The 12,527-nt window shown below is 41.5% G+C and carries 12 protein-coding genes; 6 read left to right on the forward strand and 6 right to left on the reverse strand.

Annotated features, from left to right (window positions below; translation table 11 throughout):
• The first annotated feature begins 5 nt into the window (after nucleotides 1–5).
• The gene (locus tag VIM89_RS20710) at nucleotides 6–749 is read left to right on the forward strand and encodes a DUF92 domain-containing protein (protein ID WP_488158090.1); all 744 of its coding nucleotides are present in this window, start codon (nucleotides 6–8) and stop codon (nucleotides 747–749) included.
• A 43-nt stretch (nucleotides 750–792) separates the two neighbouring features.
• On the opposite strand, the gene VIM89_RS20715 is transcribed toward VIM89_RS20710, so the two are convergent.
• From VIM89_RS20715 to VIM89_RS20735, 5 genes are all read right to left on the reverse strand, one after another.
• The gene (locus VIM89_RS20715; protein ID WP_488158091.1) at nucleotides 793–2,049 is read right to left on the reverse strand and encodes an aspartate kinase; all 1,257 of its coding nucleotides are present in this window, start codon (nucleotides 2,047–2,049) and stop codon (nucleotides 793–795) included.
• Entirely contained in the window at nucleotides 2,049–2,843 is a 795-nt protein-coding gene (locus VIM89_RS20720; protein WP_488158092.1) for an RsiV family protein, read from the reverse strand. The genes VIM89_RS20715 and VIM89_RS20720 overlap by 1 nt, the downstream gene beginning before the upstream one ends.
• On the reverse strand, nucleotides 2,844–3,524 hold the full coding sequence (locus VIM89_RS20725) for an RsiV family protein (RefSeq protein WP_488158093.1): 681 nt from the start codon (nucleotides 3,522–3,524) through the stop codon (nucleotides 2,844–2,846).
• A 4-nt stretch (nucleotides 3,525–3,528) separates the two neighbouring features.
• Nucleotides 3,529–3,993 (reverse strand): N-acetyltransferase family protein, encoded by a 465-nt coding sequence (locus tag VIM89_RS20730; protein WP_488158094.1) that lies wholly within the window; start codon nucleotides 3,991–3,993, stop codon nucleotides 3,529–3,531.
• A 117-nt stretch (nucleotides 3,994–4,110) separates the two neighbouring features.
• Nucleotides 4,111–4,800, reverse strand: a complete 690-nt coding sequence (locus tag VIM89_RS20735; RefSeq protein WP_488158095.1) for a YggS family pyridoxal phosphate-dependent enzyme — start codon at nucleotides 4,798–4,800, stop codon at nucleotides 4,111–4,113.
• A 40-nt stretch (nucleotides 4,801–4,840) separates the two neighbouring features.
• Between VIM89_RS20735 and VIM89_RS20740 the strand changes: the two genes are divergently transcribed.
• The 5 genes from VIM89_RS20740 to VIM89_RS20760 all read left to right on the forward strand — a co-directional run bounded on the left by VIM89_RS20740 (nucleotide 4,841) and on the right by VIM89_RS20760 (nucleotide 10,309).
• Nucleotides 4,841–5,362 (forward strand): DUF4296 domain-containing protein, encoded by a 522-nt coding sequence (locus VIM89_RS20740; RefSeq protein WP_488158096.1) that lies wholly within the window; start codon nucleotides 4,841–4,843, stop codon nucleotides 5,360–5,362.
• Nucleotides 5,343–7,700 carry an endonuclease MutS2 gene (locus VIM89_RS20745; protein WP_488158097.1) on the forward strand — a complete coding sequence of 786 codons (2,358 nt, stop codon included), beginning with the start codon at nucleotides 5,343–5,345 and terminating at the stop codon, nucleotides 7,698–7,700. Before VIM89_RS20740 ends, VIM89_RS20745 begins: the two co-directional genes overlap by 20 nt.
• A gap of 18 nt (nucleotides 7,701–7,718) precedes the next feature.
• Nucleotides 7,719–8,795 carry an SGNH/GDSL hydrolase family protein gene (locus VIM89_RS20750; protein ID WP_488158098.1) on the forward strand — a complete coding sequence of 359 codons (1,077 nt, stop codon included), beginning with the start codon at nucleotides 7,719–7,721 and terminating at the stop codon, nucleotides 8,793–8,795.
• Between the two features lie 157 nt (nucleotides 8,796–8,952).
• On the forward strand, nucleotides 8,953–9,660 hold the full coding sequence (locus tag VIM89_RS20755) for a CoA transferase subunit A (protein WP_488158161.1): 708 nt from the start codon (nucleotides 8,953–8,955) through the stop codon (nucleotides 9,658–9,660).
• Nucleotides 9,653–10,309, forward strand: a complete 657-nt coding sequence (locus VIM89_RS20760) for a 3-oxoacid CoA-transferase subunit B (protein WP_488158099.1) — start codon at nucleotides 9,653–9,655, stop codon at nucleotides 10,307–10,309. Before VIM89_RS20755 ends, VIM89_RS20760 begins: the two co-directional genes overlap by 8 nt.
• A gap of 48 nt (nucleotides 10,310–10,357) precedes the next feature.
• Here VIM89_RS20760 and VIM89_RS20765 read toward each other — a convergent pair whose 3' ends face one another.
• Nucleotides 10,358–12,424 (reverse strand): sensor histidine kinase, encoded by a 2,067-nt coding sequence (locus tag VIM89_RS20765; protein ID WP_488158100.1) that lies wholly within the window; start codon nucleotides 12,422–12,424, stop codon nucleotides 10,358–10,360.
• Nucleotides 12,425–12,527: the final 103 nt, after the last annotated feature.

A 12,527-nucleotide genomic window follows, 5' to 3' on the forward strand; every position in this document is an offset into this window, starting at 1 on the left:
CGTAATTGGATGCAGTTTTAATCATTCACATGCCGGCCATTTATCATTCACTGCCTTTTATTTTAATATTGATTGCGATTGTAGCTGCAAGTATTGCAACCAGAAAATTAACTGTTAGCGGTGCTTTAACCGGAGCCGTGATTGCTATCATGGTATTTTTAGGTTTCGGATACACTGGTGTAGGTATGCTGGCAACATTTTTTATCCTGGGTACTGTTGCCACGATGTGGAAGAATAAAGAGAAGGGGTTAGTCAAAGTACAGCATGACCAATCTGTAAGGAGAGATGCCGGACAGGTATTAGCTAATGGAGGAGTAGCGGGCCTGATGGGGGCGTTGAGCTATTTTTTCCCTGAAAAAGCACTGTTATGCAATTTAATGATGGCTGCAAGTTTATCATCCGCTATGGCTGATACGTTGTCATCAGAATTAGGCATGGTGTATGGCAGGCGGTTTTATAATATAATCTCGTGGAAGAAAGACGTCAAAGGTTTGGATGGGGTAGTTAGTCTAGAAGGAACTTTAATTGGTATTATAGGATCAGCAATTATTACCTTGATCTATGCACTGGCCTTGGGATGGAATCAAGGCTTCTGGATCATAATAGTGGCTGGCACTATTGGTAATCTATCCGACTCAATTTTGGGCGCTTTGCTGGAAAGAAAACACTTGCTGACAAATAATGGTGTTAATTTTTTGAATACATTTATTGCCGCTACAGTGGCAGGGATAATTTACGTGTTTGTTTAAATAATAAATGTAATTTATTGAAAATAAGCAAAATAGTATTCTGTTATTTTACTACCATTTGAGCCGTGTTCCGGCTTACTTGCTCTAGTAATATTGGTCGGTTTACTACCAGTCCTTTCAAATCATATAGCTTATAATGCCTTACGGTGATCAGGGTAAGTTCGCTGTTGTATCTCACCTTAAAATCCTGGCTAAAGCTTGCCAAAAGCTTTTCAAAGCGTTCCTGGTTCAAGTCAAAACATACACTGAAACTTAGGGCTGAAGTTTGCATCACATTCGCTTTGATATTATTCTGTGCGAATAATTTGAAAATCTCGCTCAGGTGAACCTCGGATATAAACGAATAGTCCTTGGCTGATATAGAAAGCAGCACCTGGTTTTGTTTCAGGATGATCACCGGCTTATCGAAATGCATTTCGGCTGATTCTTTTATTATTGTGCCCTCCGCAGCAGGATCATTAAATGATTTTACAAGCAAAGGTATTTTTGCATTCTGTAGTGGCTTTATTGTTTTCGGGTGGATCACACTTGCGCCATAATAGGTCATTTCGATGGCTTCTGCATAAGTAAGTTCATTGAACTTGACAGTATCGGCAAAATGTTTCGGATCTGCATTTAATATGCCCGGAACATCCTTCCATGTTGTAACCGATTCTGCATTTAAACAGGATGCAAAAATGGAAGCCGTATAATCCGACCCCTCACGACCTAGCGTAGTGGTAAAGTTCTCTGAAGTACCGCCTAAAAAACCTTGGGTTACTATTACGCCCTTATCAAGCAATGCAGGTATTTCCTGGCTGATGCTGCTCCGGGTTTTATCCCAGTTTACGTTGCCTTCGCGGTAGTTGTTATCGGTGTGCACATAGCCTCGCACATCCAGCCATTGGGTTTTAACGCCCACCTGATTTAAATAAACTGCAACAATACGCGTCGACACCAACTCGCCTATAGATACGATCTGGTCATAAATAAAATCATGATCGGCATGAGGCTCGTCTTCTATCATCCAGTCGATCTCCACAAATGTATTTGCTACTTCATTAAAAACGGGGTGATTAGGCGCAAAGAGTTCTTTAACAATATTGAAATGGTATTCCTTTATTTCATCAAAAACAGCATGCAAGTCATCGGAGCTATTGATATAAGCTTTGGTCAGTTTCTCCAGCGCATTGGTGGTTTTACCCATAGCCGAAACCACGATCAGCAATTGTTTACCTTCGTACTTTTTTACAATATTTGAGAGATTGATCACTCCCGCAGCATCCTTTACCGATGCGCCTCCGAATTTGAAAACAAGCATTATTTAATATATTGCGATAGGACCGATCCCGGCCGTATCAGTTTTTTTATTTTTGAATAAGGGATAAGCAGATCTGTTGGCCCCTGCATGTAACTTTTTATTTCATAGTTATTATAGTAGAAATGAATCCCATCAGGTGCAAAATAATAATTACTATTCAATGCAAAAGTATCGCCTCCATCGGATAAACCTTCATTCAACTTTTCTTCTCTGATAATTTTATCTGCAATTTCGTCCAGTTTGTCGCTATAATCTTTAACCAAGACGTCATCCAGCACAATTTCTTCATCTTTTTTGGTATCCCAGTTTATATAAATCGACCGTGAATTAGGATGGGCACCGCCCGATCCATCTTCCTCCACCTCGAGTACTAGCACTTTGGAATCCTGCGACATAACCCTGATATGAAGTTCATAGGTCGTCGGAACACTTTGCCCTTCGCTTGTGTCAACCTTCGATGTGTTGTTTTCGACAACTGTTTTTACCCTAACTGCGAGACTTTTTGTTGTATCGCTGCTATCTTCATTGTACTCGGATAACGTACCGACAACCATTTCTTTAATGGTATCATTTAAGCTTGTCCTGGTTTTAAATAATGGATAGGTAATTGCAATGTAATCGCAATTACAACTATCACTCTCTCCACCTTCTCCCTCATATGTGTAGGCCAGGGTGTCCTTTGTTTTACCTGACAGCTTTGGAAGCTTATCTTTTGTCGTTTTTATTGGTTTATTATGCGAACAAGCAGCACATAACAATGTTAGTGAAATTAATGCGACAAGGATGCGGTTCATTTATTTGTGATATTGATCTATGACCGTATTTGGCCGCAGCAAATTTAGTATTTGTGAGTAAGGAATGAACAGTACAACCTGCCCATAACTCTCGGGCTTTGCTTCGCCACTATTAAATAGAAACTTTAGACCTATGGGGGTAATCAGAAAGTTGTTATTCAATGCAAATTGACCACTTTTAAAGCTATAGCCACTTAATGAAGCTGTTGCATTAAGCTTTTCGTTGCCCCTGAATATAGTTTCTGCAATTTTGTTTAGCTGATCTGAATATTGATCGATCAGTATATCACTGAGCTTTATGGATCTTGATTTTTTGGTATTCCAGTTAATAAAATGAGTTGTTGTGTTCTTACCTGATTTCTCTGATTCAACAGAAGCTTCATTTATTTCTATTATTGTCAAACTCGAATCCTGCCTTAGAACTACAGCATGCAAATCACGATTACTTGCTGCCTTTTGACCCTTTAAATAGTTATTCAGTGAGTCATTTAAAACCGGTTGATTTTTAAAAATAGGATAGGAGATATCAATCGTCGAACCCGCCTCTTTTTGTTTTGTATTCTTATAAACGAATTGAAGTGTATCCGTTGTGATGGCAGGCTTATCTTCTGTCGACGTTCCCCATTGACAAGACGCCAAACTGCATGCGATCATTACAAAAAGGATATACCTCAAATTCATAACCTTAATTCATTATCTGTTCTTTTGATAAAGATCCGTTTATCCAGGCACCGTCAAGCGCTGCCTCATACTTTTTGTAGAATTTAATAGCAGGTTCGTTCCAATCCAATACCTGCCAGCTCATACCATTAAAGCCCATTTCACGGGCTTCTATTATCAGCCTGTCAAAAAGCAGCTTACCAACGCCCTTGCCACGCCAGTCTTCAGTTACGATCAAATCTTCCAGGTACATGCGGCAGCCTTTCCAGGTTGAATAGCGGATATAGTATAAAGCGAACCCCACAATTAATCCGTCTACTTCAGCAACAAATGTTTTCCAAACTGGTTTTTGGCCGAAGCCTGCATCTTCAAATTCTTCCAGCGTAACCGTAACTTCTTTAGGGGCTTTTTCAAATAAAGCTAATTCATGTACCAATTCAAGCAGGCGCGGACAATCTTCTTTAGCGGCTGTTCGTAAATGTATTTGCATAGTTATTTATATGTGAACACGATTTATAGGATTTTAAGGATTAAACATGATTCTAATAAAAATTTATATTCATCATGAGATTATCCTGATAATCTCTAAAATCTTATAAATCGTGTTCTAATTATTTTTCCAATGTTTTATTACTCTCTGACCAAAAATTGTGCTGCCCAGGCGTACCATATTGCTGCCCTGTTCAATAGCCATTTTATAGTCCGACGACATGCCCATTGATAGCGTATCGAAAGAATTTTCCTTTCTGAAATAGCTCTGCTTTATGCCGTCAAAGAAAGTTTTCAATTCATAAAATTCTTCTTTGATCTGCTTCTCATTTTCCGTGTTGGTGGCTATACCCATCAGTCCGCGAATCCTCACATTTTTTAAAGCGGCATATTCCTCTGAACGCAACAATTCGATTGTCTCATCAAAGCCAAGTCCGTACTTTGTTTCTTCATCAGCGATGTATACTTGCAATAGGCAGTCGATAACACGACTATGTTTTTGGGCATGCTTATCTATTTCCTGCAATAGTTTCAGGCTATCAACAGACTGGATCATGCTGATAAAAGGAGCAATATATTTTACCTTATTGCTTTGTAGGTGACCTATCAGGTGCCATTCGATATCTTTAGGCAGATGGTCATACTTGTCGACCAGCTCCTGCACCATATTCTCGCCAAATACCCGCTGACCAGCATCGTAGGCCTCCATTATCTCTTCTTCCGGTTTTGTTTTTGATACAGCGATCAATTGTACTTTTATCGTATCAGTTTCGTTTTTTAAGCGTTTGATGTTATCCGCAATGCTCATTTATCCGTAGTTTTGCTTAATAATGCCGCTAAATTACAGAATGCATAAATATAATAAGCTGTTTTTCTCAGTATTGATTTTCGTGGCCGCCTGCAGTAGTAATAAAACACCTGAAGGCATCATTCCGCAAGCTAAAATGACCAACCTGCTTACCGATATCCATATTGTGGATGGCAGCATGTACAATGTGATGCAGTTGCCTGATTCATTGTATAAATACGGGACGGATAGATATCTGATGGTTTTCAGAAAGTATCAAACGGATTCGGTTCAGTTTAAAAAAAGCTTTCAATATTATGCCTCAAATCCTGAAAAATTACAGGCTATTTACGATCAGATCACGATAAACATAAAAACTAAAAGTGATTCGGTGAACAAACTTAACCTGGATAAGATAAACAAGGATAACAAGAGGCGCACCGACTCACTTAATAAGCTACCAAAACAGGCTCAGCCTCAGCAACAACCACAGCAGGCAAAGCCAACAACGCCGGTTATTAAAAAAAGGTTTACACCATTCATCAAGCCACGAAAAAGAACTCATGCTGATTCCCTCCCATAGTATAGATAAACTTGGCTTTACAGAAATAAAGGAACTGATTAAAGCGCATTGCCTCAGTGTGATGGGTCAGCAAATGGTTGACCGGATACAGGTGATGAATAATTATGATCAGATCCACAAGTTTCTGAGCCAGGCCAGCGAATTTAAAAACATACTGGAAAATGATGAGGCATTGCCAATTCATCATTTTTTCGATATAAAATCCCTTGCCAATAAAGTCAAAATTGAAGGTGCATTTTTAACAGAGGAAGAGTTCTACCAGGTGCAGGCATCATTGGCAACAGTCTTTGCTGTGATCGCCTATTTTAATGACCGGGAAGGACAGTATCCTAACCTGGAGGCTTTATTTGAACATTTGCCGATAGAAAGATCGATCATTAAAAAGATCGAACAGGTGATCGATCAGAAAGGTAAGATCAAACCGAATGCTTCGCGCGAGCTAGCTGAACTTTTCTCATCTATAGCAAAAGCTGAACAGGAGGCCCGTAAAAAGATAGACCAGATATTTAAAAATGCAGCAGCCAACGGCTGGACCGCAGATGGATCATTAACTATTCGTGATGGCCGCTTGTGCATTCCTTTGCTAGCTGAAAATAAACGTAAGCTCAAAGGTTTTATTCATGATGAATCTTCATCTGGGCAAACTGTTTATATTGAACCGGAAGAAGTATTTACGCTGAATAACCGCATCCGTGATCTTGAGTTTGAACGTCGCCGTGAAATAGTAAAGATACTTACTGCTTTGACCGATGAACTAAGGCCCTACGTGCCGTTATTGTTATCATATCACAGCCTGTTAACCAAGCTGGATTTCGTTCGTGCTAAGGCTTTATTTGCTATCGATATTGAGGCTTCGATGCCTGAAGTGGTGAACGAGGCGAAAATAAAATTAATCAATGCGAGGCACCCACTACTATACCTGAGTTTTAAAGCAGAAAAGAAAACAGTTGTGCCGCTTAACGTCAACGTTGACGAGGGCACCCGTATTGTAGTAGTATCAGGGCCAAATGCAGGCGGTAAATCTGTTTGCATGAAAACAGTAGGACTGCTGCAGATGATGGCTCAGGCAGGCTTATTAATTCCCGCAGCAGACAACAGCGTAGTGGGGGTGTTTAAGCAAATATTTGTCGATATCGGTGACGATCAATCAATAGAAAGTGACCTGAGTACATACAGTGCACATCTATCCAAAATGAAGGATTTTGTGGAGATGGCTAATGGCAAAACCCTTGTACTGATTGACGAGTTTGGTACAGGTACTGATCCCCAATTTGGCGGCCCGATTGCCGAGGCTGTTCTGGAAACACTTAACCATAAAAAGGTGAGGGGGGTGATTACTACACACTATTCAAACCTAAAGGTTTTTGCGAGTAATACCGAAGGCATAGAAAACGCCTCCATGCTGTTTGATAATGTGGAGATGCGTCCGCTTTATATACTGGAAGTAGGGAAGCCTGGCAGCTCTTATGCTTTTGAGATCGCCCAAAAAATTGGCTTGCCGCAACAGGTGCTAAATCTGGCAAAAAACAAGATTGGCGTTAACCAGAAAAAGGTTGATACTTTATTAGTTGACCTGGAGCGCGAGAAAAAGGAAATATTCGATACTAAAGTTAAGCTGGAAAGGCAGCAGAAACGTGTAAACGAACTCCTTTCAGAAAATGAAAAGTTGAAAAGCTACCTCGAGGAAAATAAAAAAGCACTTATCCGGGACGCCAAACAGGAGGCCAAGAACATCATTCTGAATGCTAATAAACTGGTTGAAAATACCATTGCCGATATCAAAAGCAGTAGGGCTGATAAGGAGAAAACGCGGCAATTGCGCGAAAAACTTAATCAGGAGTTACAGAAGAATACTGTTAAACTCGAAGTTGCCAAACCTGCTGTATCTGAAGAATTGAAGCCGGGTGATTGGGTAAAGCTGAATGATTCTGAAACTACGGGTCAGATTATGGAGATCAATAAAGACAATCTGATCATTGCTATTGGAGACCTGCGGACGGTGGCTAAAAAGAACCGGGTACAAAGAATCAGCAAAAAAGAAGTTCCGAAAGAACTTAGAAGAAGCTTCAGCGGGCAGACTAATGATTATGCCAGCTTTAGCCCCGAGATTGATGTGCGTGGAAAACGTGGCGAGGAAGCTTTATATGACATCGAAAAAATGCTCGACCGGGCATTGATGATGGGTTTCAATAATTTAAAGATCATACATGGTAAAGGTGACGGAATATTGCGTAAATTAATTCGCGGTTACCTGAAAAAATACGATGCGGTTGACAGGATGGAGGATGAGCATGCCGACAGGGGCGGGGATGGAATAACATATGTATATTTGAAATAACCTGAATACAACCTGAACATGAGAAAGTTGTACTTTTTATTTGTGCTGCAGCTGCTGGCTTCCCTTGTATATGCACAAAATATAGTTGTTAAAAGCCATGATATGCACATTCGTTATTCGGGGCGCATTGCAATGACGGATGAGGCAGCCGAGCTTTCATGGTCAGCATCTTCCATCAAAATGAATTTCAAGGGAGCTTTCATAAAAGCGACCCTGAGAGATGAACACGGCAACGATTACTGGAATGTGATCCTCGATGGTAAGGTGATCTCTGTTCTTCAGCCTGATAGCATTCAAAAGCAATATACCCTGGTCACAGGTCTTCCAGCAGGCAATCATACCATTGAATTATTCAAGCGCAGCGAATGGGCGATGGGCAAAACCTGGTTTTATGGGTTCGAGCTTGATAAAAATGCGAGTATATTATTGCCGCCGTCGCAACAAAAGCGTAAGATGGAGTTCTTTGGAAATTCAATCACTTGTGGATATGCCAATGAAGATACAACAGGGCAGGATAGAGGGACGGCTCCATATGAGAACGCTTATTTAAGCTACGCTTCTATTACCGCCCGTCACTTTGATGCAGAATTACATAATACCTCTCGAAGCGGCATTGGGATAATGGTAAGCTGGGCACCGTTGATCATGCCCGAAATGTATTACCGGTTGGATGCTACAGATGCTGAAAGCAGGTGGGATTTTTCTAAATATACACCCGACCTGGTAGTAATCAATCTTTTTCAGAATGACAATTGGATCGTTAAGTTGCCTGATAACGACCAGTTTAAAGCAAGATTCGGTACGAAGCCGCCAACTGACGAGCAATGTGTAAAGGCCTACAAAGATTTTGTAAAAACTATAAGAAGTAAGTATCCCAAGGCACAGATCATTTGCGCATTAGGCAGTATGGACGCCGTAAAAGAAGGCGCACCATGGCCGGGATATATCAAAAAAGCAGTCGACCAGATTGGAGATAAGAAGATATTCGTGCACATTTTTCCTTATAAAAACACACCCGGGCATCCCAGCAAAAAAGAACAGCAGGCCATGGCCGATGATCTGATAGCCTTTATTGATCAGAATATTAAGTGGTGACACGATTGTTGGATTTGTAGGATTGAAAAGATGATAATTTTTGATCTCGTAAATCATATAAATCTAAAAATCGTGTTCTGAATCTGCATCGAAATTGCGTTATTTGTAATGATAGCCTCTACGGGCAACATCTATTATAAATCTATTAAATTTAAAAATCGTGTTAAAAGTTGTTAGCAGTGCTGACGAAGCTGTCCGTGATATCCGGGATGGCATGACCCTTATGCTCGGTGGGTTTGGTTTGTGCGGGTTACCCGAAAAATGTATTGCAGCCCTGGTTAAAAAGGGTGTGAAAAACCTGACTTGTATTTCCAATAATGCAGGTGTTGATGATTTTGGTATAGGCTTGTTGTTAAAGCAGCGCCAGGTTAAAAAGATGATCTCCTCTTATGTAGGTGAAAATGCCGAGTTCGAGCGACAATTATTAAGCGGTGAGTTGGAAGTTGAACTCATTCCTCAGGGTACACTGGCCACACGTTGCATGGCTGCCGGTTACGGCATGCCTGCCATTTTTACGCCTGCAGGTATTGGTACTGAAGTAGCGGTGGGAAAAGAAGTAAGAAACTTTAACGGTAAAGATTACCTGATGGAGATGGCCTTTGATGCTGATTTCGCCATTGTAAAAGCCTGGAAAGGGGACACGATGGGTAACCTGGTATATCGTTCGACGGCACGGAATTTTAACCCCGTAATGGCTATGGCTGGTAAAGTGACTATTGCTGAAGTAGAGGAATTGGTCGAGGCCGGTGAAATAGACCCCGATCATGTTCATACTCCGGGGATTTATGTTCATCGGATTTTTAAGGGAGAGAATTATGAGAAACGGATTGAACAACGTACGGTAAGGAAAAAAGATAATGCTTGATAAAGAAGGAATAGCAAAACGTATCGCAAAAGAAATAAAAGATGGTTACTATGTTAACCTCGGCATAGGTATACCAACCCTGGTAGCCAATTATATTCCAAAAGGGATGGATGTCGTGCTACAATCCGAAAACGGGTTATTGGGTATCGGACCGTTTCCTTTTGAAGGAGAAGAAGATCCCGATTCGATCAATGCGGGTAAACAAACCATCACCATTTTGCCAGGCTCTGCTATTTTTGATTCGGCGATGAGTTTTGGGATGATCAGGGCTAAAAAAGTCAACCTGACCATTTTGGGGGCGATGGAAGTATCAGAAAACGGGGATATCGCCAGTTGGAAAATTCCCGGAAAGATGGTAAAGGGGATGGGCGGCGCGATGGATCTGGTAGCATCTGCAGAAAACATTATCGTGGCGATGCAGCATGTGAACAAGGCTGGTGAGTCTAAACTATTACCTAAATGCACCCTTCCGCTTACAGGCATTAACTGTGTAAAAAAAATCGTAACAGAAATGGGTGTACTGCAAGTACTTCCCGAAGGCGGTTTTAAATTATTGGAACGCGCTCCCGGAGTGAATGTTGAAGAAATAAAAGCAGCTACAGCAGGTAAATTGATAATTGAGGGTGAAGTACCAGAGATGGTTATTTAACTCCCTGCAATAGACTTCAGACTTTTGACTAAAGACTTTCGACTTAAATCAAGCCAGAGGCAATGTAAAATAAAAAGTAGAACCTTTATCTTTTTCACTTTCGGCCCATATAGCACCGCCGTGACGTTCTATAATTTCGGCACTCAGGTATAGCCCAACGCCGAACCCGGATATGTGTTTCGTGTGCTCACTTTGTACGCGGTAATAGCGGTCGAACAGTCGTTCCAGATCCTGCGGGTTGATGCCTATCCCTTCGTCGTGCACGCTTACAGTCGCCTCTTCGGGTCCCCTTGTACATTTAACAGTTACAAATTTAGCCCCTGGTGAGTATTTAACTGCATTAGAAAGCAGGTTTGACAAAACAGAACCGATCTTTTCCCGGTCGGCATCTACCGTCAGTTCACCAACGGGTTCAAATATAAATGTATGACTGCTAACGCTAAGGCGTATTTCCTCAATCATTTCGCTGATTAATGTATTGAGTTCAAACGGGTGCTGTTCGATCAATAATTTGCCAGACTCCAGCCGGGACACATTGAGGAAACCGTTGATTAAACCGGCCATCTTTTTAGTTTGCAAATTCGCTTTGGCAAGCGCATTACTCATAAATTGCTGATCATTTTCCTTTACTTTTTGCTGAAGCACCTGTATCAGCGCAGTCAGAGAAGTTAACGGCGTTTTGAGCTCATGACTGGCCATCCCGATAAAATCGCTTTTTCGTTGCTCGTCGCGTTTTTGCTCGGTAATATCGCGGGCGATCTTTGAAACGCCTATAATATTCCCGGCCTTATTGTGTATCGGCGAAATGGTCAGCGACACATTGATTAGCGTTCCATCTTTCTTCTGGCGGATGGTTTCGTAATGGTCAATACGTTCACCTTTTTGTAAACGGCCCAGAATTATCGGTTCCTCATATTGACGATCTTGTGGTATCAGCTTTAAGATTGACTCTCCTATCATTTCCTGCTCCGTATAGCCAAATGTATGCTCTGCGCCACGGTTCCAGCTTGTAACTATACCCTCTAGTGTTTTACCAATAATGGCATCGTCGGATGACTCAACGATGGCGGCAAGTTTGGCGCTGCGTTCCTCGGCCAGCATTACTTCCTGCAGCAATTGTTGAAGCCGCCGTTCATTTTCAGCCAGTTCTTCGTTGGTAGTTTGCAGTTCCTCGTTAGCCGCAGCCAGTTCTTCGTTTGCAGATGCCAGTTCTTCGTTGGTGGCTGTTAACTCTTCATTTAGCGTCTGGGTTTCTTCTTCACTGTGAGCAAGAGCTTTCGTCCGCTCCTCAACCTTTCTCTCGAGCGTTTCATTGGCACTTTGTAACTCCTCACGGGCTTTGGTCAATTCTTCATTAATGCTGGTCAGTTCTTCATTGGATGCAGTGACCTCTTCATTAGCTGCAGTAACCTCCTCATTGGATGCTGTAAGCTCTTCATTCAATGCCCCGGTTTCCTGTTCCCGAGCTTCCAATTCAGCTCTCAGACGATCTTTTATACGGATATCCGATATCACATTCCGATAAGAGTAGGCTATAATTGCCAAAGCAACCAATACCACCAGAACAATAAAAACGGGTACAATTGTTACATAACTGTTTAGCCTTCCGGTTCTCGCAGCCAGGAGTAATTGTTCATCGGCCTCTGCTTTTGCCACTGCTTGACGTAAGGCATCCATTGCTGATTTACCGGTGTCAAGGTCTTCTGATGATATCGTTTGTCCACCTTGCTTTTTATCAATAAGTTTCTGCAGGATATCCATGCGCTGGTGCAGTATATTGCGTATGGAAGCGATATTAATTTGTTGTGGCTGATTGCCGGCCGTAAGTTTAGCCAGTTCATCGGTTAGGATCAACGCGTCACGATAAGCACCGTTATAAGGCTCCAGGAAATTAGCACGGCCCGTAAGCAGATAGCCCCGCTGACCTGTTTCAGCATCCTTCATCACAGAAAGCACTTTCTCCAGCTTCTGCATAACCTCTCCGCTATGAGACACGGCCTGGTTACTCTTTAACAATCGTTGGAGAGTTAAAAAGGACACAAAGCCGATCGTTAAAACGATCAATAAGGAAAACCCATAACCTATCCGGAGGCTACGGTCAAATCGGTTCGTCATAAACAAAGGGGACTTGATTGTAAAGATAAAATTTTCAGCGAAATTTTATTTGGCATAGATTTATAATCTATAATTACAAGCTTTCAATGACATTGTTTGGTTT

The organism is Mucilaginibacter sp. (genome assembly GCF_036568825.1).
In the GTDB taxonomy this organism is placed as follows: Bacteria; Bacteroidota; Bacteroidia; order Sphingobacteriales; family Sphingobacteriaceae; genus Mucilaginibacter.

What these genes read in the sequence shown, in the direction of transcription:
- VIM89_RS20715 (WP_488158091.1), bottom strand. Translation starts at nt 2,049, where the DNA reads ATGCTTGTTTTCAAATTCGGAGGCGCATCGGTAAAGGATGCTGCGGGA.
- VIM89_RS20720 (WP_488158092.1), bottom strand. Translation starts at nt 2,843, where the DNA reads ATGAACCGCATCCTTGTCGCATTAATTTCACTAACATTGTTATGTGCT.
- VIM89_RS20725 (WP_488158093.1), bottom strand. Translation starts at nt 3,524, where the DNA reads ATGAATTTGAGGTATATCCTTTTTGTAATGATCGCATGCAGTTTGGCG.
- VIM89_RS20730 (WP_488158094.1), bottom strand. Translation starts at nt 3,993, where the DNA reads ATGCAAATACATTTACGAACAGCCGCTAAAGAAGATTGTCCGCGCCTG.
- VIM89_RS20735 (WP_488158095.1), bottom strand. Translation starts at nt 4,800, where the DNA reads ATGAGCATTGCGGATAACATCAAACGCTTAAAAAACGAAACTGATACG.
- VIM89_RS20740 (WP_488158096.1), top strand. Translation starts at nt 4,841, where the DNA reads ATGCATAAATATAATAAGCTGTTTTTCTCAGTATTGATTTTCGTGGCC.
- VIM89_RS20745 (WP_488158097.1), top strand. Translation starts at nt 5,343, where the DNA reads ATGCTGATTCCCTCCCATAGTATAGATAAACTTGGCTTTACAGAAATA.
- VIM89_RS20750 (WP_488158098.1), top strand. Translation starts at nt 7,719, where the DNA reads ATGAGAAAGTTGTACTTTTTATTTGTGCTGCAGCTGCTGGCTTCCCTT.
- VIM89_RS20760 (WP_488158099.1), top strand. Translation starts at nt 9,653, where the DNA reads ATGCTTGATAAAGAAGGAATAGCAAAACGTATCGCAAAAGAAATAAAA.
- VIM89_RS20765 (WP_488158100.1), bottom strand. Translation starts at nt 12,424, where the DNA reads ATGACGAACCGATTTGACCGTAGCCTCCGGATAGGTTATGGGTTTTCC.